Raw genomic sequence first — 25,693 nt, forward strand, 5'->3', positions numbered from 1 at the left:
CCGACCGCCCCCGCCCACCCGTCGCTTCATTGGCCGGTGGCCGCATCCCCGTCGATATCGGCGCCGGTCTGCACACCCGGTTGCGCGAACTCGCCCACAGTCGCGGTTCCTCGCTGTTCATGGTGATGCACGCCGCCCTCGCTGCCGTCCTGGGACGCCTCAGCGGCAGCGACGACGTCGTGATCGGCACCCCCGTCGCGGGCCGGGGTGAACCCGGCCTCGAGGACCTCGTCGGCATGTTCGTCAACACCCTCGCCCTGCGCACCCCCGTCGACACCGGCGAACCGTTCACCGAACTGCTCACCCGCACCCGCGACACCGACCTGGCCGCCTTCGAACACGGCGATGTGCCGTTCGAACGGGTTGTGGAGGAACTCAATCCGCAACGCGCCGCGGACCGGCACCCGCTGTTCCAGGTGATGCTCGCATTCCAGAGCCTGTCCGGTACCGACGTCGAACTGCCTGGCGTCACCGTCTCCCGCGCCGACATCGACACCGGCCTGTCCCAATTCGACCTGCAACTGATCCTCGCCGACTCCTACGACGACGGGGGAGCAGCGCGCGGGCTGTCGGGAACACTCACCTTCGCCCGCGACCTGTTCGACGAAACCACCGCACACACCTTCCGCACACGACTGCTCCGGGTCCTCGAAACCATCACCACCGACCCCACCGAAGCCGTCGGCGACCTCGGCTGGCTCGACGACACCGAACACCACGACCTGTCGACCCGGGTCGGACCACGCCCGGCAGGCACCCCGCCCCCGGCCCTGCTGCCGGAGGTTTTCGCCGCCGCCGTCCACGACAATCCCACCGGCACCGCCGTCGTCTCCGGCGACACCGAACTCACCTACCGCAAACTCGACACCCGTTCCAACCAGCTGGCACGGCGGTTGATCCGCCACGGCGCCGGGCCCGAACATCCCGTGCTCGTCGCCACCGGCCGCACCGCCGAGGAAGTCGTCGCCTGGTGGGCGGTCGTCAAAACCGGTGCCCCCTACGTCCCGGTGGATCCCCGGTACCCCGCCGGGCGCATCGACCAGATGGTCACCGACTCCCGCGCCGCCCTCGGCATCACCCTGACCGCCGCCCGACCCCAACTGCCCGGCACCGTCGACTGGATCCTGCTCGACTCCCCGGCCGAAACCCCGCAACTGGCGGGCGAATCCGCCGAACCCGTCACCGATGCCGACCGGGTGCGGCCACTCCACGCCACCAACGTCGCCTACATCGTGTTCACCTCCGGATCCACCGGTCGCCCCAAGGGCGTCGCGATCACCCACACCGGCATCGCCGACTTCGTCGCCGGACAACGCCTCGGCACCCCGCCCCGCGGCAGCGATCGCGTCCTGCACTTCGCCTCACCGTCCTTCGACGCCTCGGTCCTGGAAATCCTGCTCGCCACCGGCCGCGCTGCCACCCTCGTCATCGCCCCCACCGATATCTACGGCGGCGACGAACTGGCCGAATTCCTGCGCACCCACCGCATCACCCACGCATTCGTCACCCCCGCCGCCCTCGCCTCCGTCGACCCCACCGGACTCGACGACCTCCAGCACATCGTGTCCGGCGGCGACGAGGTCCCCGCCGACCTCATCAACCGGTGGGCAGACAGCGACCGCGCGGGCACCCGCGAATTCCGGGTCCTCTACGGGCCAACCGAAACCACCATGCTCGCCACCTCCACCCAACCGATCCGTCCCGGCGAACGACCCACCATCGGCACCCCACTGCCCGGAATCCAGGCATTGGTCCTCGACGACCGGCTCCGGCCCGCACCGGTCGGCGTCAGCGGCGAGCTGTATCTGGCCGGACCAGCCCTGGCCCGCGGCTACCTCAACCGCGCCGCCACCAACTCCGACCGATTCACCGCCTGCCCCTACGCCGAACCCGGCAGCCGCATGTACCGCACCGGCGACCTCGTCCGCTGGAACACCCATGGCGACCTGGAATTCCTGGGCCGCAACGACTTCCAGGTGAAAGTGCGCGGCTACCGGGTCGAACTCGGCGAGATCGACACCGCCCTCGGTGCCCGCCCCGACATCGCCTACGCCGTCACCATCCCGCGCCGCGAAGGCACCGGGCCCGTCACCCTGGTGTCCTACGTGGTCGCGGCACCCGGTGCCGAAATCTCCGTCGACACCCTCATCACCGCGCTCACCGACACCCTGCCCGCCTACATGGTGCCCGCCGCGATCATGGTCCTCGACCGGATCCCGCTCTCACCCAACGGCAAACTCGACCGCAAGGCCCTCCCCGAACCCGTCCTGCAGACCAAACAATTCCGTGCCCCCTCCTCACCGGTCGAGGAAATCGTGGCGGGTGTGTTCACCGACGTACTCGGCCTCGACCGTGCCGTCGGTGCCGACGACGACTTCTTCGAACTCGGCGGCAACAGTCTCGTCGCCACCCGCGTCGCCGCCCGCATCGGCGCCGCCCTCGACGCCACCGTGCCCGTCGCGATGATCTTCGACGCACCGACGGTCGCCAAACTCGCCGCCCGCGCCGAATCCCACGCCGACACCGGACGAGTGGCGCTCACCCCGCAACCCCGGCCGCCGCATATCCCGCTGTCCTACGCGCAGCAGCGCATGTGGTTCCTCAACCGGTTCGAACCCGATTCGGCCGCCTACAGCATCCCCATCGTCATCCGCCTCACCGGCCACCTCGACACCGACGCCCTGCACCGAGCCCTCACCGACGTCGTCGACCGTCACGAAGTGCTGCGCACCCGCTACCCACACATCGATGGCGAGCCCGCACAGGTCGTCCTCCCGGCCCACCTCGCCACGCCACCGCTGCACCCCGTCCCGATCGACGACAGCGCACTGCCCGCCGCGCTCACCGCACTCCTGGCCACCGCCTTCGACGTCACGACCGAAGTACCGTTGCGGGCCCGGCTCTACGACACCGGCCCCGACACCTGGGTGCTGGCCGTGGTCCTGCACCACATCTGCGGCGACGGATCCTCCCTCGCCCCACTGGCCCGCGACATGATGACCGCCTACCAGGCCCGCGTCGACGGCCACCCACCCGCCTGGACACCGCTACCGGTACAGTACGCCGACTACGCCATCTGGCAACACACCGTCCTGGGCGCCGCACACGACCCCGACTCGCTGCTGCGCGCTCAAATCGACTACTGGACCGCCCGACTCGCCGATCTGCCACCGCTGCTCGAACTCCCCACCGACCGGCCGCGGCCGCCGATCCAGACCTACACCGGTGGCAACGTCGACCTCACCGTCGACGCCGACCTGCACGCCGCCTTGGAAAAGGTCGCACGCGCCCACAACAGCACCCTGTTCATGGTGTTCCACGCCGCCCTGGCCGCCACCCTCGGCCGCGTCGCCGCCACCGACGACATCGCCATCGGCACGCCCTACGCCGGTCGCGGCGAACCCGAACTCGACGACCTCGTCGGCATGTTCGTCAACACCCTCGTCCTGCGCACCCACCTCACCGACCACATGACCTTCACCGAACTCCTCGAGCACGTCCGAGGCGACGACCTCGCCGCATTCGGGCACGCCGACGTCCCGTTCGAACGCCTCGTCCAAGAACTCAACCCCGTCCGCTCCCACGCCCACCACCCCCTGTTCCAGGTGATGCTCGCCTTCCAGAACCACACCACCACCGACTTCCGGCTCCCCGGCCTCACCGCCTCCGCCGTCGAAGCCGACACCGCGACCTCCCTGTTCGACCTCCAGATCACCGTCTCCGACACCCACGACAGCACCGGTGCACCCACCGGAATGAACGGCACGATCACCTACGCCACCGACCTGTTCGACCCGGCCACCGCCACCACCATGGCCGACCGCCTGCAACGGATCCTGCGCGCACTCGCCACCGACCCCGCCCGCCAGGTCCACGACGTCGACCTGCTCGACACCAGCGAACGCGACGCACTCCTGCACCGGTGGAACGCCACCGAACACCCCCTCGACCCCAACGAAACCCTCGCGAGCCTGTTCACCCACGCCGCACGCACCCACGCCGACCGGCCCGCCGTCGAATCCGGCTCCGAAACCCTCACCTATGCCGAATTCGCCGCACGCGTCAACCGGCTCGCCCGTTGGCTCATCACCCGAGGTGTCGGCCCCGACACCCTCGTCGCACTACCCATGCCCAGGTCCCTCGACCAGGTCACCGCCGTGTACGCCGTCCACGCCGCCGGCGGGGGATACGTCCCCATCGACCCCGCCCACCCCGCCGACCGCATCGACTACATGCTCACCACCGCAGCCCCCGTCCTCGAACTCACCTCCCTCGACGGAATCGACCTCACCGGCTACGACGACACCCCCGTCGGCGACGACGACCGCCGCACCCCACTACGACCCCACAACATCGCCTACGTCCTGTTCACCTCCGGATCCACCGGGCGCCCCAAAGGTGTTGCGGTGCCGCACAGCGCGGCCCTCAACCAACTCCACTGGATCATCGACGCCTACCGGCTCACCACCGCCGACACCGTCCTGCAGAAAACCCCCGCCACCTTCGACGTCTCGGTCTGGGAACTGTTCGCCACCCTGGCCGTCGGCGCCCGCCTGGTGATCGCCCGACCCGACGGACACACCGACCCCGCCTACCTGGCCGACACCATCGCCGACCGCCAGGTCACCGTCACCTCCTTCGTCCCGTCCATGCTCGCGGCCTTCGCCGACGCTGCCCCGGCGCGATCCCTGAACTCGTTGCGCGCCTTGCTCGTCGGCGGCGAAGCATTCGGTGCCGACGTGGTGTCGGCCGCGCGCCGCGCCATGCCCCACGCCGAACTGCACAACCTCTACGGCCCCACGGAATTCACCGTGCACGCCACCGCCCACCACGTCACCGAGACCGACGCCGGCAGCATCCCCATGGGCACACCGGTCTGGAACGTCCGCGCCCACGTCCTCGACACCCGCCTGCGCCCGGTTCCACCCGGGGTAGCGGGGGACCTGTACCTCGCCGGCAACCAGATCGCCCGCGGCTACCACGCCCGCCCCGGCCTCACCGCGGAACGATTCGTCCCCGACCCGTTCACCGCGGGTCAGCGCATGTACCGCACCGGCGACCGGGCCCGCCGCCTACGCACCGGCGAACTGGAATACCTGGGTCGCATCGACTTCCAGGTGAAACTCCGTGGCCTGCGCATCGAACTCGGCGAGATCGAAGCCGTCCTCGCCGAGCACCCCACCGTCGCCCGCGCCATCGCCGCCGTCCACACCTCCGGCACCGGGGACCGGCTCGTCGCCTACCTGATGCCCACGGCAGGTCACGACCTCGACACCGACACCGACGCCGTCCTCGACCACGCCGCCGCCGAACTCCCCGACTACATGGTGCCGACCACGGTCATGGTGCTCGACACCGTGCCGCTGACCGACTCCGGCAAACTCGACCGCAAACACCTACCGGAACCGGTATTCGACGTGGGGGAGTTCCGGGAACCGGAATCCTGGCTCGAAGGCGAGGTCGCCCGGGTCTACGAGCACGTCCTCGGCACAGCCCGTGTCGGCGCCGACGACGACTTCTACGCCCTCGGCGGCAATTCCCTCAAGTCGGTGCAGGTGGTCAGCGAACTCCGCAAGGAACTCGACTACGAGGTCCCCGTCAGTTGGATCCTGTCCGACCCGCGCCCCACCGACCTCGCCAAGCGCATCGAAACCGGAATGCGCACCGGACACGTCACCACCGAACCGACCACACCCGGATTCGATGTCCTGCTACCGATCCGCACCACCGGTACACAACCGCCGCTGTTCTGCATCCACCCCGCCTCCGGCCTGGCCTGGTGCTACCGCCCCCTCGGCGAATACCTGACCGAGGACCGGCCCGTCTACGGCATCCAGGCACCACAACTCAGCGGCGAACCAGGCTCGGCGACCATCGAAGACACCGCCCGCCGCTACCTCGACGAAATCCGCGCCATCCAGCCGCACGGCCCCTACCACCTGCTCGGCTGGTCACTCGGCGGCCAGATCGCCCATGCCATCGCCGCTGAAATACGCACGGCCGGAGAACAAGTCGCGCTATTGGCACTGCTCGACGCCGAAGCCGACGGATTCGAACCCACCGCCGTCACCACCGTGACGGCCGGCGAACTGGTCGCCAACCTCGGCCCGGTCATGGGCATCGATTTCGTACCCACCAACGCCACCGCCGAGGAAGCCGCCGCACTGATCGAACAGAAACTGGGGGAGCGGCTCGGAATCGACGCCGCCCTCATCCAGCACATGACCGACGCCTACAACGAGTCGATCCGGGCCGCCGCCGACTGGCATCCACCGGTAATCGACAGCGACATGCTGTATTTCACCGCCACCGGCGAACGCCGCGACGACGCGACCGGTCATCGGGGATGGGCACCGAGCGTGCGCGGACACATCACCGACATCGACGTCGACGCCACCCACCTGGCGATGACCGAACCCGCGGTCCTGGCCCGCATCGCCGGTGTCCTCAACGAACAACTCGATCGGGAGGTCGCCGGGCAGAGCGGCTGAGCGGAATTCGGGTAACCCGGTACGCATGGACGTACAAGCATTCGAAGCCCACGCGACAGACGCCGAACTCGACGACCTGCGTGCACGATTGGCCGCGGCGCGGTTGCCGGAAGCGGAGACGGTCTACCGTCCGGGACCCGACCCGCGCCGATGGGATCAGGGCGTTCCGCGCGCCGACCTCGTCGAGGTGGTGCGTTACTGGCGCAGCGGATACGACTGGCGCTCGTTCGAAGAGCGCCTCCAACAGATCGGGCAGTTCCGCACGACCATCGACGGTCTCGGCATCCACTTCCTGCACCGCCGGTCCCCGCGCACGGACGCCACACCACTGATCATGACGCACGGCTGGCCCGGCAGCGTCGCCGAATTCACCCACCTCGTCGACGAACTGGCCGACCCGAAAGATGCCGCCGCACCGGCATTCCACGTCGTCGTCCCCTCGGTACCGGGCTTCGGCTACAGCGACAAACCGACCACCACAGGGTGGGGCACCGAAAAGATCGCCGCCGTATGGGTGGAACTGATGGACGGGCTCGGCTACCGGCAGTTCCTGGCACACGGCGGTGACTGGGGCGGCAACATCACCACCGTGCTCGCCGGCAGGTTCCCGGACCGTGTTCTCGGCATCCACACACTGTTCGCCGAAGCACCGCCCGGGCTCACAACAGACGGACTGACGCCGATCGAACGCCGGTGGACCGAGGAAACCCGCGACTTCTGGCAATACCGCGCCGCCTATGCCAAGCAGCAGGCGACCCGACCGCAGACCATCGGCTACTCCCTCGTCGACTCACCGGTCGGACTCCTGGCCTGGATCCTCGACAAGTTCGCCGAGTGGTCCGACACCGACGACAGCCCGTTCGAAACGATCCCCATGGACCGCATCCTCGACGACGTCACCCTCTACTGGCTGACCCGCACCGGCGCCTCGGCAGCCCGCATCTACTACGAAAGCCACGCCTCCCTCGACCCCGACCTTCGCGTGGACGTCCCGTCGGCGATCACGATGTACCCGGCCGACATCGAGAAATGCCCGCGACCGTGGGCGCAGCAACGGTACCGGCAGATCGTTCGCTGGACGACGCCCGAGACCGGGGGACACTTCCCGTCGCTCGAGGTCCCGGAGTACTTCGTCAAGGACCTACAGGAAGGGCTCGCGGCAGTGCTGGCTTCCGACCGATGACCGTATAAGAGCGGCTCGACCAAGTCATCGCGGTGACGTGAACATGCCGTCGAGCACCGCGCTCAGCTCGGTGTGTGCTGCAGCCAACGCCTTTTCGCGCGAGCGTGACGCGGCGACGAACATCGCGAGCTCATTGAGCCCACCCAGCAGCAGGTGTGCCAGCACTTTCGGGTTGTGCCGGGGGAGCAGTTCACCCTGTTCGTGTGCCGCGACGAGCAGGTTCTTGACCAGACCGAGGGAGCGCCCGCCGTCGATTTCGCGCCAGCGTGCCCAGCCGAGGGCAGCGGGCGCTTCCACGAAAAGGATTTGCCGGACGGTCTCGTCGGCCAGCTGATCGACGAAAGCGTGGCTGACCGCACGAACCCGTTCGACCGGGGAACCTGTCACCGCATGCTCCGACAGCGTGTCGACCACGCCGTGATCGACCGCCGCGAAACAGGCCTCCATCAGCCCGGCCATGCTGCCGAAGTGGTGATAAAGCGCTCCCCGCGTGACACCGGCGGCCGCACACACCTGCGCGGTCGTCACCTCGGCGAAGCCGTGCTCGGCGAACAGCGCGGTACCGACCGCGATCAACGTCGCCCGAGTCCGTGCCGCAGCTGCCTCGCGAACTGTTGCCATCTTGCCTTCTCTCTCCCAATGACATACACATTGTATGTCACATACAGTTTGTATGTGAAACTGAGGGAGTGGCAGTGATGCTGAAGATGAAGTCCACCTGCGAGACATGTTCGGCGCCGCTGCGCGCCGACGCCGAAGCGTTCATCTGCAGCTATGAATGCACGTACTGCTCGACCTGCGCGGCAGACCACGGAGTGTGCCCGAACTGCGCGGGGGAGTTGGTTCGGCGGCCGCGACGCACCACCGGAGCTGCCGAAATCGCACGGCGGGCACCGGCCCGGCTGCGCCGCAAGATCCGGGGGACCGGGCGATGAGTCACGTCCGAGTGGCCCAAGAGTGTGCGCAGCTCAACCACAGCGCTTCACCGTGAGCGCAGATATTCGATCGCCGCAGACAAGCGGTCCGGGTCGTCCCCGAATGCGCCTAGCCCCGCGTTGCACAACGAGCACAGCAGGCCTCGGACGGCGCCGGTGCGATGGTCGTGATCCACCGCCAGTGGCGACTTCACGAGTGCTTTCCCATCGCGCCGAGGACGACCGCCGACCCTGGTGGTATCAATATCGGATTCCGGGGACGCGCAGATCGCGCACCGAAACTGCTGGAGCGCGCGGAGCTCGTCGTACCGTTCCGGGGTAATGCGATACTTCGCCCACAGATTCGCCCGGCGTGCCTCGGTGGGCAGCTGGACGGCTCGCCGCGCACGCTGATAACAAGCCTGGCAGAGAGCGTTACCGGCCGTCGACCTAGCGAATCGCTGGCGCGGTTTCTCTGCGCCACAGCCATTCTCGGCGTTGCACACCAGGTTGCATATCAGGTCATCGGCCATGAACCGAGAGTTTGCCAGGGGACACTGACAACTCGATTACTTGACATAGTGTGCATTATCGGCGTTTTAACCGGGCCGGTCGGTAGGGGTTTCGAGAACATTTGTGGCAGCGTATGCAACTTCGCACCGCGTGCCCATGACCCCGTTCGACAGCCGGCCCGCTTCGCTCGGATCAGCCTGTCGCCACAAAATCATCCACCCAGACGGTTTGCTCGCGCCGAGCTTCGGCCGATTTCGAGCCTCCGGCCATTCATGACTGTTCGGGATGAATGCCGCCGCCTGGGGCTTGATCTGCGGGTGGTACGAAGAAGGCCGACTGGGAGGTGACTCGTGTGCGCTCCCCCTCCATCCCCCAACCCCCTCATTTCGTCACAGTGACGAAATGAGGGGGTTGGGGAAGGACTCAGCTGTACAGCGCTTCTACTTCGGACGCGTACTTCTTCATGACCTCGGCTCGGCGCAGGGACATTTTCGGGGTCAGTTCGCCGGTGGCTTCGGTCCAGTCGGTGGGCAGGATGCGGACCTTCTTGATGCCCTCGGCCTTGGAGACCAATTTGTTGGTGTCGGCGACAGCTTGGTCGATGTCCGCGCGGAGGGTGGGATTGTCGACGAGGTCTTCGACAGGGGTATCGGCAGGGATGTTGTTGCGCTGTTTCCAAGCGGGAAGGGCTTCGGGGTCGAGAGTGACGAGGGCACCGACGAAGGGGCGACCGTCACCGACGACCATCGCCTGACCGACCACTGGATGCGCGCGCAGGGCGTCTTCCATGAGGCCGGGCGAGACGTTCTTGCCACCCGCGGTGACCAGGATTTCCTTCTTGCGGCCGGTGATCGTGAGGTAGCCGTCGGCGTCGATGGCGCCCAGGTCGCCGGTGCGGAACCAGCCGTCGACGAAGGCGTCCGCGGTGGCGTCGGGGTTGCCCCAGTATTCGCCGAAGACGACAGGTCCGCGCAGCAGCAGTTCACCGTCGTCGGCGATCTTGACGCCGTGGCCCTCGATGGGTCGGCCGACGGTGCCGACGCGGGTGTTGCGCGGGGTGTTCACGGTGATGGCAGCCGTGGTCTCGGTGAGGCCGTAGCCTTCGTACACCGGGATGCCCGCGCCACGGAAGAAATGCCCGAGCCGTGCGCCGAGTGGGCCGCCGCCGGAGACCGCCGCACCGCATCGGCCGCCGAGCGCGCGACGCAATTGCGCGTACACGAGCTTGTCGAACAGGGCGTGCTCGAGCTTGCGCAGCAGACCCGGCCCACCGGTGTCGAGTGTCTCGCTCCACACGATGGCGGTCTCGGTGGCTCGGTCGAAAATGCGGCCCTTGCCGCCGGCGTGTGCCTTCTGTTTCGCGGCGTTGAACACCTTCTCGAACACGCGCGGCACGGCGAGGATGAAATCGGGCCGGAACTCAGCGAATTGGTCGACGAGGGTCGCCCAATCGGAGCTGAAGGCGACGATCACCTTCGCGTCGAGCGCGGCGAGCGTGACCGCCCGGGCGAAGACGTGCGCCAACGGCAGGAACATCAGTGTGCGGTTGCCCTCGGTGACGAACTCCCCCAGCGCGAGCCGGTCGGATTTGGATTCGGCGTAGAGGTTGGCGTGGGTGAGCAGCACACCTTTGGGGCGGCCGGTGGTGCCGGAGGTGTAGATCAGGGTCGCGGGCGATTCCGCGCCGACACCGGCGCGGCGGGTGTGGACGGCCTGGTCGTCGAGGTGAGCGCCGCGGGCGGTGAGTTCGGCGACGACGCCCTTGTCGATCTGCAGGATCTCACGCAGGTCGGGCAGTGCGTCGGCGGGGATCTCGTCGATGACGCGGCGGTGCTTGTCGCTGTCGACGATCAGCAACACGGTGCCGGAGTCCTGCAGGATCCATTTGGCCTGTTCGGCGGCGGAGCTGTCGTAGATGGCTACGGTGCAGCCGCCGACCGCCCAGATGGCGTGGTCGAGGACGACCCATTCGTAGCGGGTGGGTGCCATGATGGCGACCCGGTCACCGGGTTCGATTCCGGTGGCGATGAGGCCTTTCGCCACGGCGGTCACCGTTTTCGCGAACTGGGCGGCCGTGATGTCGGCGCCCGCGACACTGAACAGCACCGTGTCGGGCGATTCTCGGCCGTACCGGAACACGCTGTCGGAGTTGTTGGCGTTGTCCGGAATCACGTACGACGCCGGGGTTTCGAACTCTCGCATCAGTGCCCTTCCACGGTTGCCGGTTCCTGGCGGTGATCGAGGCCGAGGCGATGCAGGCCACGCAGATCATAGGCGTGGGTGGCCACGAAACCGAGGACCAACCCGATAGCCAGGCCGGCGATGGTCATCCAGAGGCCACGGCTCAGGCCTGCCTCGAGGTTTCCGTCGAAGAACATGATGGCGCGCACGGCGAGGTAGATCTGGTGCATCGGTTCGAATGAGGCCATGTCGGCGATCCAGCGCGGTGTCGCTTCGAGCGGGATGGTGCCCGAGGACGACGGGATGCCGAGGACGACGAAGACGATGAGGTTGATCATCAGGCCCGCGGTGCCGAAGGCGGCCATCACCGACAGACCGGTGACCGCGATGGCGATGATGGCCAGGGTGCCGTAGAGGAACAGCATGAGCGGGCGTTCGATACTCATGTCGAGCAGGGCGCCGACGGCGAGGAAGGCGGCCGAGGCCAGTGGGGCGCTGATGACGGCGATGGCCCATTTGATGAGCAGGGTGCGCCAGCGGCTGATCCGTGCGGGGGTGGTCGGCTTGTGCCACGGCCCGTATTCGGCGGGGATGAAGCCGAGGGACCCGTCGACGAGGGAGTTGATCATCATGGCGCCGCTGAAGCCGACGATCAGCAGGACCAGGGTGTAGAAGAAGGCGGCGAGGCCCTGGCCGGTGCCTTCGGGCAGCGGGTGGTAGGCGCTGACGACGACGTCGATGGGTTTGGCGAGTTGCAGCAGGGCGGCGCCGCTGAGCGGTGTGCTGCCGATCGCGGCGCGGACCTGGTCGGCGAGCTGGGTGCCGACGGTGGTGTTGACCTCGGTCATCGCCTTGTCGGCGATGGTGTGCATGATCTGGGCGGCGAGGGTGCCCGCGCGGGGGTTGGTGAGTACGGAGATCATCGGCTGTTCGACGTCGCCGGTGACGACGGAGGCGGCGCCGAGGATGGCGACGCGTTTGGTGAAGTCGCCGGGAATGATGATGGCGCCGTACACCTCACCGTTGCGTAGTTGCCGGTGGGCCTCGTTGATGCCGACGGTGCGCAGGTCGATTTTCTCGGCGGGGATCTGCTTCTCCAGCGCGGTGGTGATCTGCGCGCCGAGGTTGGCGGGTTTGCCCGCGAGTGTGTCGCCGACGTCCTGGTTGACCAGGGCGATCGGGAAGTCGTGCAGGTGTTTCTCGGGGTCGGCGGTGTAGCCGAGGTACATGGTTCCCAGGAGCGCGGCCAGCACGGTGACCAGCGTGATCGGCGCTAACCAGTCACGGATCGGCATGCTGCGCGGTCGGCGCGTCGGCGCGGTGTTGTCAGTCATGGCATGCGCAAATGTAGTCACCGACTACAAAGTAGTCAATGCAAACATTCCGGGGTGTGTCGGATATCCTGCTAACACCATGTCCCTGCATTCGCGCTATCACCACGGCGATCTCCGCGCCGCACTGCTGCAGCACGCCGAGGCGGCGCTGCGTACGGTCGGCGCCGACGGGCTGTCGTTGCGTCAGCTCGCCCGCGACACCGGTGTCAGCCACGCGGCGCCGAGCAGGCATTTCCGTGACAAGCAGGCTTTGCTCGACGCACTGGCCGTCACCGGCTTGCGACGACTCGGCGCCTGCTTCGAAGAGGCCGCGACCGACGGCCCGATCACGACGCGTCTGCGAACCCTGGCCCACACCTATCTGCGCTTCGCCGTCGACAACCCGGAGCTGTTGCCGCTGATGTTCGCGCGCAGGCACAGCTCCACCGAGACCGAGATCCACGACGCCGCCGAGCGGGCCTTCGCCGTACCCATCGCGCTGATCGCCGAGGGGCAGGCCGCGGGCGAGATCATCCCCGGCGATCCGAGACGCATCGGGGTGACCGCCCTCGCGGCGCTACAGGGGCTGGCGACGTTCGTCGGCTCGGGCTACACCGCCGACTACGACGCCGAGCAACTCCTCGACGACCTGGTCGACCACCTCACCCTCGGTCTACTCCCCCGCCGGTCTTCCTCGGGTGGCGCGAGTAGGTGATGTGCAGTACGTTGCGAGGTTGCGGTGGCGCCGAAAAGCCCTGCTGTGACATTCCATTCGCATTCAGATAGGTGTCACCGACATGACTACAGCCCTCGCCCCATCACCGGTGCAGCGTCGCAACCCGGTATTGGTGTGGCTGGTCTTCCCGCTCATCACGTTCGGGATCTACTTCTTCGTCTGGTACTACAAGATCCACAAGGAGATGGCCGAGCAGCGGCGTGATCCCGAGGCTCCGGTCACCGGGCCTTTGCTGGTGATGCTGTTTCTGTCGTGGACCGGGATCGGTTTCATCGTCAGCTACTGGCGGACGGGCAATCGGATCAGGGCCACCCAGGAGAGCGCCGGGCTGGAGCCGTCGTGCAGCCCGGCGATCGGGTTCCTGCTGAATCTTGTCCTCGGGCTGGGGCTCTTGTACTACCAACTCGAACTGAACAAGGTCGCCGCGCCAGACCGCGACTAGTCGTCGGACTTCGAAGACCCTCCCCCTGGCCGATTCCAGGGGGAGGGTCTTTTTCATGCTCCGACGTATTCGGCGAGGTGCTCACCGGTGAGGGTGGAGCGGGCGGCGACGAGGTCGGCGGGGGTGCCCTCGAACACGATCTGGCCGCCGTCGTGGCCCGCGCCGGGGCCGAGGTCGATGATCCAGTCGGCGTGGGCCATCACGGCCTGGTGGTGTTCGACGACGATGACGGACTTGCCGGAGTCGACGAGGCGATCGAGCAGCCCGAGCAGCTGTTCGACGTCGGCCAGGTGCAGACCGGTCGTCGGTTCGTCGAGGATGTAGACCCCGCCCTTGTCGGACATGTGGGTGGCCAGCTTCAGTCGCTGGCGTTCACCACCGGACAGGGTGGTCAGCGGCTGACCGATGGTGAGGTAGCCGAGGCCGACCTCGGCGAGGTGGGTGAGGATCTTGTGCGCGGCCGGGGTGCGTGCCTCCCCCTCACCGAAGAACTCGCGTGCCTCGTCGACGGGCATCGACAGCACCTCGCTGATGTTCTTGCCCGCGAAGGTGTATTCGAGAACTTCGGCCATGAACCGCTTGCCCTCACACACCTCGCAGATCGTCGACACTCCGGCCATCATCGCCAGGTCGGTGTAGACGACGCCCGCGCCGTTGCAGTTCGGGCACGCCCCTTCGGAATTGGCGCTGAACAGGGCGGGTTTGGCGCCGGTGGCCTTGGCGAAGGCCTTGCGGATGTGGTCGAGCAGGCCGGTGTAGGTAGCGGGATTGCTGCGTCGCGAACCCTTGATGGGTGCCTGGTCGATGGAGATGACACCTTCGTCGACCGGGATGGAGCCGTGCACGAGCGAGCTCTTACCGGAGCCGGCCACCCCGGTGACGGCGACGAGCACACCGAGCGGGATGTCGACGTCGACCTTGCGCAGGTTGTTGGCGGTGGCGCCACGGATCTGCAAGGCGCCGCTCGACTTTCGCACCGAATCCTTGACCTTGGCGCGGTCGTCGAAGTGGCGGCCGGTGACGGTGTCGCTGGTGCGCAATCCGTCGACGGCGCCTTCGAAGCAGATCGTTCCGCCCTTGGAGCCGGCGGCGGGACCGAGGTCGACGATGTGGTCGGCGATGACGATGGTTTCGGGCTTGTGTTCGACGACGAGCACCGTGTTGCCCTTGTCGCGCAGGCGAAGCAGCAGGTCGTTCATGCGCTGGATGTCGTGCGGGTGCAGGCCGGCGGTCGGTTCGTCGAAGACGTAGGTGACGTCGGTGAGCGAGGACCCGAGGTGGCGGATCATCTTGACGCGCTGCGCTTCACCACCGGACAGGGTGCCCGACGGGCGCGACAGCGACAGGTAGCCGAGGCCGATCTCGACGAACGAGTCGAGGGTGCCGCGCAGTGATTCCAGCAGCGGCGCCACGGACGGGTCGTCGATGGTCTTGACCCATTCGGCGAGGTCGGTGATCTGCATGGCGCAGGCGTCGGCGATGCTCTTGCCCTTGATCCTCGACGAGCGGGCCTCGGCCGAGAGGCGGGTGCCCTCGCAGTCGGGACAGGTGCCGAAGGTGACGGCGCGCTCGACGAACGCGCGGACGTGCGGCTGCAGTGATTCGACGTCCTTGGACAGCATCGACTTGCGGATCTTGGGGATCAAACCCTCGTAGGTGAGGTTGATGCCGTCGACCTTGATCTTGGTCGGTTCCTTGTACAGCAGGTCGGCGAGCTGCTTCTTGGTGTACTTCTTGATCGGCTTGGCTGGGTCGAAGAAGCCGCTGCCCTTGTAGATGCGGCCCATCCAGCCGTCCATGCTGTAGCCGGGGATGGTGAACGGGCCTTCGTCGAGGGATTTGTTCTCGTCGTAGAGCTGGGTGAGGTCGATGTCGTTGACCTTGCCCTTGCCCTCGCAGGTGGGGCACATGCCGCCGGTGATGTTGAAGCTGCGGCGCTCCTTGACGGTGACCCCGTTCTTCTCCACCGCGACCGCGCCGGAACCGCTGATCGAGGCCACGTTGAACGAGAACGCCTGCGAGGAACCGATGTGCGGATCACCGAGGCGGCTGAACAGGATGCGCAGCATGGCGTTGGCGTCGGTGACGGTGCCGACCGTGGAGCGCGGGTCGGCACCCAGACGCGACTGGTCGACGAGGATGGCGGTGGTGAGCCCGTCGAGGACGTCGACGTCGGGGCGGGCCTGGGTGGGCATGAAGCCCTGGACGAACGCGCTGTAGGTCTCGTTGATGAGACGCTGGGATTCGGCGGCGATGGTGCCGAAGACCAAAGAGCTCTTCCCGGAGCCGGAGACGCCGGTGAACACGGTGAGTCGGCGCTTGGGGATCTCCACGCTGACATCGCGTAGGTTGTTCACCCGCGCGCCGGTGACCCGGATCAGATCGTGGCTGTCGGCTGGCGCAGGCGCTGCGGTCTTGCTCATGGGTCTCCTCGGTCGTTCGGCGTCCACCGAATCTAGCGGTCGGGTCCGACTATTTCGTCTGCTGGATGCGAATCATGTTGCCCGCCGGGTCGCGGAAGGCGCAGTCACGGATGCCGTAGGGGTGGTCGGTGGGTTCCTGCACCACTTCCACGTCGTCTGCCTGCAGTTTCTCGAACAGGGCGTCGAGGTCGTCGGTGGCGAGGTTGACGGCCGCGTAGGTGCCCTTGGCCATCATTTCGGTGATGACGCGCTTCTCCTCGTCGGTGATGCCGGGGTCGGCGGCCGGTGGGTGCAGCACGATCGAGGTGTCGGGCTGGCCCTTCGGTCCGACGGTGATCCAGCGCATGCCGTTGTAGCCGACGTCGTTGCGGATCTCGAAGCCGAGGGCGTCACGGTAGAAGGCCAGCGCGGCGTCGGGGTCGTCTTGGGGCAGGTAGCTCTGGTGAATGGTGATGTTCATGGGATCGACGCTAACGGTCGCCGGAACCGGTTGCTTCTCGATTCCTGATCGGTCTGGTCACCGCTTTGGCCACGCACGACGGGATGCCCTCGGTCGGTGCGTACTGCTGGCGGTACACGCTCGGCGGGACGCCGACGAGTTCGGTGAATCGCGTGCTGAACGTGCCGAGCGAGGAGGAGCCGACGGCGAAGCACACCTCGGTGACGCTCATCCGGCCCAGTCTCAGCAACGCCATGGCACGTTCGATGCGCCGGGTCATCAGGTACGAGTAGGGCGATTCGCCGTAGGCGAGGCGGAATTGGCGGCTCAGGTGCCCGGCGGACATGTGCACGCCTCGGGCCAGTGCTTCCACGTCGAGGGGTTGGGCGTATTCGCGGTCGATGCGGTCGCGCACGCGGCGCAGCCGGGCGAGGTCGCTCAGTTGCTGGGGGCGTGCACCGGTCATGAAGCGATCGTCGCACGTGCGGGCTATGGCTTGTCCAGCACGGTTGCCAGGTGTGCGCGGAAGTGCGGGCAGGTGCGGAAGTCCTCGGCGTCGCAGTCGAGGACGTGGGTGACCGCGTCGAGGGCGCTGCGGGTGCGGGCGAGTTGTTCGGTGAGCCGCGCGCGTTGTGTTTCCAGGACGCGGCGGCGGGTGTCGCGGTCGGGGTCGTGGGTGAACAGAGTGGCCAGGTCCTCGAGGGTCAGCCCGGCCTTCTTGCCGAGGATGACCATGGCGACCGTGTCGATGTCGGCGTCGCGGTATATCCGTCTGCCTGCCGAGTCGCGTTCGGGGGTGAGCAGGCCTTGGTCTTCCCAGTGCCGCAGTACGTGGGTCGCGAGTCCGAAGCGGGTCGCGACCTCACCGATGGTCGCCATGGTCGCACTCTAGGCGGTGTGCAGGCGGTATCGGGTGACGAGTGCGACGGGATGCCATGGCAGGCGGATGTTCTCACGTTCGATGTCGCCTGCCGTGCGGCGGATCTCGCGGGTACGGGCGAAGCGGAAGTCGTAGAGGGCGGCGGTGGCGCCGGGGCGCAGGACGCGACGGATCTCGCGGAATGCGGCGGGCAGGTCGGGCCATTCGTGCATGCTGAGGCTGGAGACGATCAGGTCGACGCTCGCGTCGGGGTAGGGCAGGTCGGTGACGTCGCCGACGGTGAGATCTGCCCGGTGACCGGCGAGGTTGCGGCGGGCGATGTCGATCATGTGCGGGGACAGGTCGAGGCCGTGCAGCGTGAGGTCGGGGCGCCGGGTAGCGATGTGCGCCAGGAGTTTTCCGGGGCCGGTGCCGAGATCGAGGACGGTGGCGCCGGGGGCGGCCAGGGTGTCGATGTCGGTGCTGATGCGGCGGTAGAGCCCGCTGAGCAGGCGGGTGGCGCGGCGGTCGTAGCCCAGGCTCTGGCGGTGTCCGAAGGTGGTCATGGCACCACTGTCGGTGTTCAGGTCGACCTGAAGTCAAGGGTGGCTAGCGGGGGCGCAGGACCAGGATGCCGGGGACGGTGCGCACGTACTCGAGCAGCGGGGTGTCGACGACCTGGTTGTGCGCGGCGAGGGAGGAGGCGTTGCGGAACACCGGGCCGTCGGTGGTGTGGACGAGGATGCCGACATGGGTGACGTCCAGGCCCGCGGCCGGGGTGTAGGCGCCGATGAAGTCACCGGTGCGCAGTCCGGCGACCACTCCCCCGTCGACGGCGCCGGACGGGATGTGGGTGACGGCCCGGTCGACGACGGGGACGCCGGGCAGGAAGGTGGTGCCGTCGGCTTTGGCGTTCAGGTGCTTGGTCGTGGTGACCGCGGCTGGGCTCAGGTCGGCGGTGATATCGGTGGCCGAGATCCGCGGTGTGCTGGCCCAGTCGGTGAAGAAGTGTTTGCGCTGGGTGAATTCGACCCGGCTGTCGACGTAGCGGGCGGCGATCAGGTTGTCGAAGAACTGCTCGGCGGTGCTCGAGCGTGACGCGGCATCGACGTAGTCGATGAAGGTGAAGCAGTCGACGCGTCGCAGGTCGACGACGAGTTGCTCGGGTGTATTCGCCGACCCGATCAGCATGTTCGCACCGTAGGGGGTGCCGAGCAGGCGCGCGGAGATCCGTTCGATCTGCACGGCCCGGTCGGTGGTGCCTGCCCGGGTGCGGGCGTCGAGCAGTTCGTCGACCTTGCCGGCGGTGACATCGTCGAGAACGACCGGCGGTGTGGCCTGGGCCGGTGGGGCGAGGCAGACGAGCGCGACGAGCAGGCACAGAACCTGGACAATGGTGCGCAAGACGCCTCCGGTGGGCCTGGTCGGTCGAGGTGAGCGGTTCCCACGGTAACCGACGGGGGCGACGACCCGGATTGCAAACAATTCGCGACCTGAACAGTTCTTCGCCTCAGCTCACGTGTCCCGTACCGTTATCCCAGGTAGTGCGTGTTTCACCAAGGTTCGCGAATGGATAGCCAGGGCAGTTCGTCGGAAGGGAAACGACATGCGCGCTTTGACCGTAGTGCCGAACCGACCCGGATCGTTGCGGATAGACGATGTCCCGGATCCGGTGCCCGGCCCCAACGAGCTTCTCGTGGACGGGATTTCGCTCGGCATCTGCGGCACCGACCGCGAGATCGCCTCGGGCATCTACGGGTGGGCGCCGCCGGGACGCGAACACCTCGTCCTCGGGCACGAATCGCTGGGCCGAGTACGCACCGCGCCCGACGGCAGCGGTTTCGCCCCCGGTGACCTCGTCGTCGGGATCGTGCGCAGGCCCGATCCGGTGCCGTGCGGGGCGTGTGCGCACGGTGAGTTCGACATGTGCCGCAACGGTGAGTACGTCGAGCGCGGGATCAAGCAGATCGACGGGTACGGGTCGACGTCGTGGGTGGTGGACGCCGACTACACGGTCAAGATGGACCCCGCGCTCACCGAGGTGGGTGTGCTGATGGAACCGACCACGGTGCTGGCCAAGGCGTGGGACCAGATCGAGAAGATCAACACCAGGGCCTGGTTCGAACCGAAGTCGGTGCTGGTCACCGGTGCGGGGCCGATCGGTCTGCTCGCCGCGCTGCTCGGTGTGCAGCGCGGCCTGGACGTGCACGTGCTCGACCGTTCCACCGAGGGCCCCAAACCGAAACTGGTCGAAGACCTCGGCGCCACGTTCCACACCGGTTCGGCCCTCGATGTCGGTGAGAAGATCAACGCCGACATCGTGATCGAGGCGACGGCGGCCACCGCGATCGCCCAGCAGTTGCTCCAGCTCAACAATCCGGGCGTGATCATCTGCTTGACCGGTGTCTCCTCCCCCGGCAAGGACACCGAGGTCGACGTCGGCGCGGTCAACCGCAACATGGTGCTCGACAACGCGGTGGTGTTCGGGTCGGTCAACGCCAACCGCCACCACTACGAGCTGGCGGCCCAGGCGCTGGCCAAGGCCGACCCGGCGTGGCTGGGCCGGTTGATCACCCGGCGGTTGCCGTTGGAGCGGGCCCTGGAGGCGTTCGATCCGGGCGATCACTCCGATATCAAGGTCGTCATCGACCTCGGCGCGAGTTAGACCGCGCAGCCGTCCGGCCCGCAGGACTCGCCCTCGGCAACGGTGACCAGCGGTGCCGGGCGGTCGTTGTAGGCGGTGGTGAGCGCCTGGGCGAACACCTCGGTGGGCTGGGCGCCCGACACGGCGTACTTGTTGTCGAACACGAAGAACGGCACGCCGGTGACGCCGAGCTGGGCGGCGGTGCGTTCGTCCTGGCGGACGGCGTCGGCGTAGGCGGTGGGGTCGGCGAGGACGGCACGGACCGCGGTTTCGTCGAGGCCGGCGCGTACGGCGAGGTCGACGAGGCGGTCGGTGTCGGCGAAGACCGGTTCGGTTTCGGCGAAGTTGCCCGCGTAGAGGGCGTCGAGCAGTGCCTCTTGGCGGCCCTGTTCGAGGGCGAAGTGCAGGAGCCGGTGCATGTCGAAGCTGCTGCCGTAGTCGCGGCCGCTGCTCTGGTAGGGCAGGCCGAGTTCGGCAGCCTGGGCGGCGATGGCGCGTTCGTTGGCGGCGGCCTGGTCGACGGTGATGCCGTACTTGGCCGCGATGCGCGGGATCACCGGTCCGCTCTCGTCGGCGGGCAGGGTGGGGTCGAGTTCGTAGGAACGGTGCACGACTTCGACGTCGTCACGGTGCTCGAAGCTGTGCAGGGCCTGCTCGAAGCGGGCTTTGCCCAGGTAGCAGAACGGGCAGTTGATGTCGGTCCAGATCTCTACTCTTGTGGTCAAGCGGGCCTCCTGCGCCACATCGTGGATGGGTGCGCCGGCCCGGCGGAACATTCTGGACAGGCGTACAAGTTCGTTCGGTGCAACGCGAGCGACACTGCCGCTATTCCGGTGCAACGGGGAGGAACATGATGGCAGTCGAGCGCGGCGACAGGGGGTGGGTGCAGGTGCCCGACGGTCTGCCACGGCCACGGGCACTCGGCGGACTGTGGGCCATCCGCCACGCCCAGAGCGAAGCCAATGTCTGGTACGCCGATCCCGCTACGCAGACCCGGCCGATGCGCGGCACCGACGCCGGGATGGACCTCACCGAATACGGCCGCACCCAGTGTCAGCGGCTGGGTGGGTGGCTGGCCGGGTTGTCGAGCTCGCAGCGCCCCGGCCTCGTAGTGTGTTCCCCCTACCTGCGCACGCGGCTGACGTGGGCGTTGATGGCCGACGCGGCGGTACGCGAACGCCGCTTCCCCCCGATCCGCACCCTTGTCGACGAACGGCTGCGCGACCGGGAGATGGGCGTGTTCGAACTGCACCCCTACCGGGCGATCCGGCGACGCGCCCCCGAGGAGGCGTCGCGCCGCGAGCAGGTCGGCAACTGGGTGTACCGCCCACCCGGCGGCGAATCGCTGGCCGACGTGGCGGTGCGGGTGCGCGGTTTCCTCGACGAACTCGACGCCGTCGCCGCTGGGGAACAGGTCCTGCTGGTCACCCACGACGCGGTGGTCGTGTCGTTGCGCTACATCCTCGACGGCCTCGGTGCGCCCGTTCCGGATTCGCTGGAACCGGTACCCAACGCCTCGGTGTCGCAGTGGCGGCGCGAGGGCGACCGGTTGGCGTTGCGGGTGTGGGGTTCCGACGACCACCTGACCGTGGGTGAGCGGGACGGCTGAGTGCCCTGCGTGTCGGCGTGGGAGCCGGTTCCGCCGCCCCTAGATTGGCTCTATGCCGAACCAGGACACCGGCCGCACCGGCACTGCCCACCTCGATGCGGCCCTCGAGTTCCTGACCCGGCTGGGAACCGACGCGCTCGAGTGCGGCTACGCCACGGCCACCGCCGAGGACATGGTGCGGGCGTGCGCTGCGGCGTGGGGCTTGTCGCGGCTCACGGTGACGGGCATGGGCCGGGTGCTCATCGTGCAGTGCGAGGACGGGCAGGGGCATCTGGTCTCCCGAATGGGTGAGTCCGCCGGCCTGGACAGCTTCGACTGCGACCGGATGCGCCGCGTCAAAGCAGTGGCGCGAGCGACCGTGACCGAACGGCTCGACCCGGAAACCGCATGCCGCCGGTTGACCGACGCCGATTCCGGTCCGCCGGTGTTTCCGTGGTGGTGGGTACAGGCGGGTGGGATGTTGCTGGCGTTCTGCATCTGTGTGCAGATCGGTGGCGGGATGCTCGCGGCGTCGGCAGCCGCAGTCATCCAGTTGCTGGTGAACGTGACCGGTCGGGGTTTCGGCGCGTGGGGGGTGCCGAAACTGTTCGGTGTCGCGGTCCAGGCGGCGCTGGCGGGCAGCCTGGGCGGGTTGTGTCATCTGGCCGGCTGGTCGACGGTGGCGCAGGCGGCGACGGTGGTCGCCACCACCTGGGTGTTGATCGCCCCACTGCCCCAACTGATTTCGACCGCCATCGACATGGTGAGCGGAGACAGCATGTCGGCGCTGGTGCGTGCGCTCGGTGCGGGATTGATCATCGGTGGGATCGTCCTGGGTGGGCTGCTCGTGCTGTCGTTGTCGTGGCGATTCGATCTCGGCGTTCCCGTGAGCGCGGACCTGCCGGTGCTTCCGGTGTGGCTGGGTGTGGTGTTCGCGGTCCTCGGCGCGATCGGCAACGCGCTGTTCAATGCCGGTGGCAAGGATCTGCTGCTGCCCGCCGCGGTGGCGGGTCTGGTGACCGCGTCGGTGAACCAGACGCTGATCCATCTGGGGAACATGCCCTCGGCGTGGGCGGGACCGATCGCCGCGGTGGTGCTCGGGTTCCTCGCGGCGGCGTGTGCGGACCGGTTGCGGTTACCGATGTCGGCGCTGGCCCTGGTCGGTATCACCGGTGCGTTGCTGCCGGGCCTGATCGTGTGCCAGGGGTTGATGCTGTCGGTGTATCAGGTGTCGGGGGTGCAGTATTTCGTGCAGGCGGGGGCGGTGTGTGTGGCGTTGGGGGTCGGGGCCAGTCTCGGGGTGTACCTGTGGTCGGTGGTGGCGCGGCGTGGTCGGGCGGTCACCGCGCGGTAGCGGGGGTGGAACAATGCCGGGGTGGATATCGCGATCGGTTTGGTGGTGCTCATCGGGGCCGCGGCGGCTCTTGCCGCGACCGCGCGTCGTTTCGGGGTGTCCGAACCGCTCGTGCTGACGGTGGCGGGTGTGCTCGCCTCCTATGTCCCGATGGTTCCGCAGGTGCATCTGGAACCGGAAATGGTGCTGCTCGGTCTGCTGCCGCCGCTGCTGTACACGGCGGCGTTGAAGACCTCGCTGGTCGATTTCCGGAAGAATCTGCGCACCATCGCGTCGCTGTCGGTGGGGTTGGTGTTGTTCTCCACGTTCGCTGTCGCGCTGGTGGTGTGGTGGTTGCTGCCGGTGCCGTTCGCGGCGGCGGTCGCGCTCGGTGCGGTGGTGGCGCCCCCGGATGCCGTGGCGGCCACCGCGATCGCGCGCCGTACCGGGATGCCGCGCAGCATCGTGACGGTGCTCGAGGACGAGTCGCTGTTCAACGACGCGACGGCACTGGTGTCGTTGCGTGGGGCGATCGCGGCGATGGCCGGTGCGGTGACGGTGTGGCAGATCGGTGGCGACTTCCTGCTCGCCTCGGTCGGTGGCGCGGTGATCGGTGCGCTGGTCGCCTCGGTGCTGGTGGTGTTGCGCAGGCGGATTCAGGACCCGGTGCTCGACACGACGGTGTCGCTGCTCGCCCCGTTCGTGGCCTACCTGCCCGCCGAGCACGTGCACGCCTCCGGGGTGATCGCGGTGGTGACGTGCGGGATGATCCTCGGCCACGGCGCGCACCGCTGGCAGGGTGCGGCCTCGCGGGTCGCCGAGACAACCAATTGGCGCACTGTGCAGTTCATTCTGGAGAGCGCGGTGTTCCTGGTCATCGGGTTGCAGGTGCGCTGGATCGTGGAGGGCGCCTGGCATTCCGGTCTCGACCACACCACGTTGATCGTCGCGGCGGTGGCGGTGCTGGCGGCGGTGATGCTTGCGCGTCCGGTGTGGGTGTTCACCCCGGTGCTGGTTGCCCGGCTGTTCGGGCGCGAGACCGAACCGTTGAGTCATGCGGCGGTGGTGTCGTGGGCGGGGATGCGCGGTGTGGTGACCTTGGCCGCGGTGCTGTTGCTGCCGGATTCGACACCGCAACTGCCGGTGCTCGAATTGCTGGCGCTGGTGGTGGTGGGTGGCACGCTGCTGGTGCAGGGCACCTCGTTGCCGTGGCTGGTGCGGCTGCTGCGGTTGCGTGGCCCCAGCCGCGCCGAGGACGCGCTCACCAAAGCCGATCTGCTGCACCAGGCTTCGGTGGCCGGGCTCGCCGAGCTGGACCGCCGGATCGGCCCGCACACGCCGGAACCGGTGATCGAATCGTTGCGCCAGCGCCTCACCTGGCGCAGCAATGCCGCGTGGGAGCGGCTGGGTCGTCCGGAGGCCGAATGGGTGACACCGACCGCGGAGTACCGGCGGCTACGGCTGGCGATGCTGGCCGCCGAACGCGACGCCGTGCTGGCCGTGCGTGACGTGGGTGCGGTGGATTACGAAGTGCTCCAGCATGTGCTGGCCCGCCTCGATCTCGAGGAGTCGATGATCGACCGCTTCGACGAGGACGACGACGACACTTCTACCGAGCCCCTCGGCAACGCCACCGCCGGCTGCGCGCATCTGGAACAGGCACCCGACACCGCGCCCCCGGTGGGCGAACCGGTGTGCCGTGCGTGCCGGGAGGCCGGGATGCGGTGGGTGCATCTGCGGATGTGCCTGGAGTGCGGGCACATCGGCTGCTGCGAGTCCTCGGTGGGCAACCACGCGACCGAACACTTCCATGCCACCGCGCACCCGGTGATGCGCAGCGTCGAACCGGGCGAGCGGTGGCGCTGGTGCTATCTCGACGAACTGCTCGGTTAGCGGCGGTGCGAGTAGATCAGGCGCGCGTACTGCGACAGGAGGCGGTCGAGTTCGGTCGGTTCGCCGGTGGCGGCGAGCTGCTGGTAGCCGATGAGCATGGCCATGCCGACCTCGGTGACCACGGCCGCGGTGTCGTCGTCGCCGATGACGCTGTCGATCACCCGGTGCACGGTGCGCCTGCGTGATTCGTCGATCCGTTTGACGGTGACGTGAACGGATTCGTCGTTGGCCGCCCAGGCGCGCAGGGCCGCTTCGGCGCCGTGTTCGAGGCCGCCGGTGAGTTCGGACATGGCGCGTACGTCGGCGTCGGGGTCGCCGTGGCCGACGTCGAGGGCGCGTAGCTCGACCATCTGCCGGTTCTCCCAGTGCTCGAGCAGCGCGTCGACGAAGCCCTGCCAGGAGCCGAAGTGGTGGTAGAACGAGCCGCTGGTGACCCCGAGACGACGGCACAGCACGCCGATGTTGAGACCTTTGAAGCCGAACTCGGCGAGCACCGCCACAGCGGTGTCGAAGTACTGCTCCTTGGTAACCACTCGGGACATCGCGATGCCGTTCTGTTCGTGCGGGCAGGGCCGAAGAATGCGAACAGTACCCCATCGTATCGAGGGCCCAGAGCACCGTAACGAAATCTATTCTGTGGCCCGACCGCCGCCGCGCCTCCCGAAATGCCAAGGGCTGGAACATAATCGGTGCTCGATGTGGTGAGAGGAGGTCCCGGATGGAATAACGGAGCAATAGCTC

21 protein-coding genes are annotated in these 25,693 nt (G+C 67.7%); 9 read left to right on the plus strand and 12 right to left on the minus strand.

Features of this window, described 5'->3' with window-relative positions; genetic code table 11:
* Together HYG95_RS00005 and HYG95_RS00010 are read left to right on the plus strand one after the other, a co-directional pair.
* Positions 1 to 6,491: non-ribosomal peptide synthetase (locus HYG95_RS00005; protein WP_181695944.1), on the plus strand; the 6,491-nt coding region annotated here is incomplete at its 5' end.
* Between the two features lie 25 nt (positions 6,492 to 6,516).
* A complete protein-coding gene (locus tag HYG95_RS00010) occupies positions 6,517 to 7,674 on the plus strand; it encodes an epoxide hydrolase family protein (RefSeq protein ID WP_181695945.1) in 1,158 nt (385 codons plus the stop codon).
* A gap of 24 nt (positions 7,675 to 7,698) precedes the next feature.
* On the opposite strand, the gene HYG95_RS00015 is transcribed toward HYG95_RS00010, so the two are convergent.
* Positions 7,699 to 8,295 (minus strand): TetR/AcrR family transcriptional regulator, encoded by a 597-nt coding sequence (locus HYG95_RS00015; RefSeq protein ID WP_181695946.1) that lies wholly within the window; start codon positions 8,293 to 8,295, stop codon positions 7,699 to 7,701.
* A gap of 77 nt (positions 8,296 to 8,372) precedes the next feature.
* On the opposite strand from HYG95_RS00015, the gene HYG95_RS00020 reads away from it, so the two are divergent.
* Positions 8,373 to 8,609 carry a DUF1272 domain-containing protein gene (locus HYG95_RS00020; RefSeq protein WP_181696445.1) on the plus strand — a complete coding sequence of 79 codons (237 nt, stop codon included), beginning with the start codon at positions 8,373 to 8,375 and terminating at the stop codon, positions 8,607 to 8,609.
* Between the two features lie 47 nt (positions 8,610 to 8,656).
* Here HYG95_RS00020 and HYG95_RS00025 read toward each other — a convergent pair whose 3' ends face one another.
* From HYG95_RS00025 to HYG95_RS00035, 3 genes are all read right to left on the minus strand, one after another.
* Positions 8,657 to 9,121, minus strand: a complete 465-nt coding sequence (locus tag HYG95_RS00025; protein ID WP_181695947.1) for an endonuclease VII domain-containing protein — start codon at positions 9,119 to 9,121, stop codon at positions 8,657 to 8,659.
* A 403-nt stretch (positions 9,122 to 9,524) separates the two neighbouring features.
* Positions 9,525 to 11,303 (minus strand): long-chain fatty acid--CoA ligase, encoded by a 1,779-nt coding sequence (locus HYG95_RS00030; RefSeq protein ID WP_181695948.1) that lies wholly within the window; start codon positions 11,301 to 11,303, stop codon positions 9,525 to 9,527.
* Positions 11,303 to 12,616, minus strand: coding sequence for an ABC transporter permease (locus tag HYG95_RS00035; RefSeq protein ID WP_255494909.1), 1,314 nt, complete (start codon positions 12,614 to 12,616; stop codon positions 11,303 to 11,305). The genes HYG95_RS00030 and HYG95_RS00035 overlap by 1 nt, the downstream gene beginning before the upstream one ends.
* 79 nt (positions 12,617 to 12,695) lie before the next feature.
* On the opposite strand from HYG95_RS00035, the gene HYG95_RS00040 reads away from it, so the two are divergent.
* Both HYG95_RS00040 and HYG95_RS00045 read left to right on the plus strand, forming a co-directional pair.
* On the plus strand, positions 12,696 to 13,310 hold the full coding sequence (locus tag HYG95_RS00040; RefSeq protein WP_181695949.1) for a TetR/AcrR family transcriptional regulator: 615 nt from the start codon (positions 12,696 to 12,698) through the stop codon (positions 13,308 to 13,310).
* An 82-nt stretch (positions 13,311 to 13,392) separates the two neighbouring features.
* On the plus strand, positions 13,393 to 13,773 hold the full coding sequence (locus HYG95_RS00045; RefSeq protein WP_181695950.1) for a DUF4234 domain-containing protein: 381 nt from the start codon (positions 13,393 to 13,395) through the stop codon (positions 13,771 to 13,773).
* A gap of 53 nt (positions 13,774 to 13,826) precedes the next feature.
* On the opposite strand, the gene HYG95_RS00050 is transcribed toward HYG95_RS00045, so the two are convergent.
* The 6 genes from HYG95_RS00050 to HYG95_RS00075 are packed head-to-tail and all read right to left on the minus strand — an operon-like array spanning position 13,827 to position 18,898.
* On the minus strand, positions 13,827 to 16,196 hold the full coding sequence (locus HYG95_RS00050; RefSeq protein ID WP_181695951.1) for an excinuclease ABC subunit UvrA: 2,370 nt from the start codon (positions 16,194 to 16,196) through the stop codon (positions 13,827 to 13,829).
* Positions 16,197 to 16,245: 49 nt separating this feature from the next.
* Positions 16,246 to 16,656: a VOC family protein gene (locus HYG95_RS00055; RefSeq protein ID WP_181695952.1), complete on the minus strand. Its 411-nt coding sequence runs from the start codon at positions 16,654 to 16,656 to the stop codon at positions 16,246 to 16,248.
* A gap of 10 nt (positions 16,657 to 16,666) precedes the next feature.
* On the minus strand, positions 16,667 to 17,101 hold the full coding sequence (locus HYG95_RS00060; protein WP_181695953.1) for a helix-turn-helix transcriptional regulator: 435 nt from the start codon (positions 17,099 to 17,101) through the stop codon (positions 16,667 to 16,669).
* Between the two features lie 23 nt (positions 17,102 to 17,124).
* On the minus strand, positions 17,125 to 17,514 hold the full coding sequence (locus tag HYG95_RS00065) for a MerR family transcriptional regulator (RefSeq protein WP_181695954.1): 390 nt from the start codon (positions 17,512 to 17,514) through the stop codon (positions 17,125 to 17,127).
* Positions 17,515 to 17,523: 9 nt separating this feature from the next.
* Positions 17,524 to 18,060 (minus strand): class I SAM-dependent methyltransferase, encoded by a 537-nt coding sequence (locus tag HYG95_RS00070; RefSeq protein ID WP_181695955.1) that lies wholly within the window; start codon positions 18,058 to 18,060, stop codon positions 17,524 to 17,526.
* A gap of 43 nt (positions 18,061 to 18,103) precedes the next feature.
* Positions 18,104 to 18,898, minus strand: coding sequence for an N-acetylmuramoyl-L-alanine amidase-like domain-containing protein (locus HYG95_RS00075; RefSeq protein WP_181695956.1), 795 nt, complete (start codon positions 18,896 to 18,898; stop codon positions 18,104 to 18,106).
* A gap of 202 nt (positions 18,899 to 19,100) precedes the next feature.
* On the opposite strand from HYG95_RS00075, the gene HYG95_RS00080 reads away from it, so the two are divergent.
* Positions 19,101 to 20,159: a glucose 1-dehydrogenase gene (locus HYG95_RS00080; RefSeq protein ID WP_181695957.1), complete on the plus strand. Its 1,059-nt coding sequence runs from the start codon at positions 19,101 to 19,103 to the stop codon at positions 20,157 to 20,159.
* Here HYG95_RS00080 and HYG95_RS00085 read toward each other — a convergent pair.
* Positions 20,156 to 20,863: a DsbA family oxidoreductase gene (locus HYG95_RS00085; protein ID WP_255494910.1), complete on the minus strand. Its 708-nt coding sequence runs from the start codon at positions 20,861 to 20,863 to the stop codon at positions 20,156 to 20,158. The genes HYG95_RS00080 and HYG95_RS00085 overlap by 4 nt on opposite strands.
* Before the next feature lie 125 nt (positions 20,864 to 20,988).
* On the opposite strand from HYG95_RS00085, the gene HYG95_RS00090 reads away from it, so the two are divergent.
* From HYG95_RS00090 to HYG95_RS00100, 3 genes are read left to right on the plus strand one after another with little or no spacing between them, the layout of a single operon-like run.
* Positions 20,989 to 21,747: a histidine phosphatase family protein gene (locus tag HYG95_RS00090; RefSeq protein ID WP_255494911.1), complete on the plus strand. Its 759-nt coding sequence runs from the start codon at positions 20,989 to 20,991 to the stop codon at positions 21,745 to 21,747.
* Between the two features lie 52 nt (positions 21,748 to 21,799).
* The gene (locus HYG95_RS00095) at positions 21,800 to 23,080 is read left to right on the plus strand and encodes a threonine/serine exporter family protein (protein WP_181695959.1); all 1,281 of its coding nucleotides are present in this window, start codon (positions 21,800 to 21,802) and stop codon (positions 23,078 to 23,080) included.
* Between the two features lie 21 nt (positions 23,081 to 23,101).
* Positions 23,102 to 24,952: a Na+/H+ antiporter gene (locus HYG95_RS00100; RefSeq protein WP_181695960.1), complete on the plus strand. Its 1,851-nt coding sequence runs from the start codon at positions 23,102 to 23,104 to the stop codon at positions 24,950 to 24,952.
* Here HYG95_RS00100 and HYG95_RS00105 read toward each other — a convergent pair.
* A complete protein-coding gene (locus HYG95_RS00105) occupies positions 24,949 to 25,494 on the minus strand; it encodes a TetR/AcrR family transcriptional regulator (protein ID WP_067490032.1) in 546 nt (181 codons plus the stop codon). The two genes, HYG95_RS00100 and HYG95_RS00105, sit on opposite strands and share 4 nt — an antisense overlap.
* Between the last annotated feature and the right edge of the window lie 199 nt (positions 25,495 to 25,693).

The organism is Nocardia sp. GTS18, assembly GCF_013839555.1.
GTDB lineage: Bacteria > Actinomycetota > Actinomycetes > Mycobacteriales > Mycobacteriaceae > Nocardia > Nocardia rosealba.

Coding starts and splice junctions, on each gene's coding strand:
- HYG95_RS00070 (WP_181695955.1), bottom strand. CDS start 18,060: ATGACCACCTTCGGACACCGCCAGAGCCTGGGCTACGACCGCCGCGCC.
- HYG95_RS00025 (WP_181695947.1), bottom strand. CDS start 9,121: ATGGCCGATGACCTGATATGCAACCTGGTGTGCAACGCCGAGAATGGC.
- HYG95_RS00065 (WP_181695954.1), bottom strand. CDS start 17,514: ATGGCGACCATCGGTGAGGTCGCGACCCGCTTCGGACTCGCGACCCAC.
- HYG95_RS00015 (WP_181695946.1), bottom strand. CDS start 8,295: ATGGCAACAGTTCGCGAGGCAGCTGCGGCACGGACTCGGGCGACGTTG.
- HYG95_RS00030 (WP_181695948.1), bottom strand. CDS start 11,303: ATGCGAGAGTTCGAAACCCCGGCGTCGTACGTGATTCCGGACAACGCC.
- HYG95_RS00105 (WP_067490032.1), bottom strand. CDS start 25,494: ATGTCCCGAGTGGTTACCAAGGAGCAGTACTTCGACACCGCTGTGGCG.
- HYG95_RS00090 (WP_255494911.1), top strand. CDS start 20,989: ATGATGGCAGTCGAGCGCGGCGACAGGGGGTGGGTGCAGGTGCCCGAC.
- HYG95_RS00045 (WP_181695950.1), top strand. CDS start 13,393: ATGACTACAGCCCTCGCCCCATCACCGGTGCAGCGTCGCAACCCGGTA.
- HYG95_RS00035 (WP_255494909.1), bottom strand. CDS start 12,616: ATGACTGACAACACCGCGCCGACGCGCCGACCGCGCAGCATGCCGATC.
- HYG95_RS00060 (WP_181695953.1), bottom strand. CDS start 17,101: ATGACCGGTGCACGCCCCCAGCAACTGAGCGACCTCGCCCGGCTGCGC.
- HYG95_RS00095 (WP_181695959.1), top strand. CDS start 21,800: ATGCCGAACCAGGACACCGGCCGCACCGGCACTGCCCACCTCGATGCG.
- HYG95_RS00050 (WP_181695951.1), bottom strand. CDS start 16,196: ATGAGCAAGACCGCAGCGCCTGCGCCAGCCGACAGCCACGATCTGATC.
- HYG95_RS00010 (WP_181695945.1), top strand. CDS start 6,517: ATGGACGTACAAGCATTCGAAGCCCACGCGACAGACGCCGAACTCGAC.
- HYG95_RS00020 (WP_181696445.1), top strand. CDS start 8,373: ATGCTGAAGATGAAGTCCACCTGCGAGACATGTTCGGCGCCGCTGCGC.
- HYG95_RS00080 (WP_181695957.1), top strand. CDS start 19,101: ATGCGCGCTTTGACCGTAGTGCCGAACCGACCCGGATCGTTGCGGATA.
- HYG95_RS00040 (WP_181695949.1), top strand. CDS start 12,696: ATGTCCCTGCATTCGCGCTATCACCACGGCGATCTCCGCGCCGCACTG.
- HYG95_RS00055 (WP_181695952.1), bottom strand. CDS start 16,656: ATGAACATCACCATTCACCAGAGCTACCTGCCCCAAGACGACCCCGAC.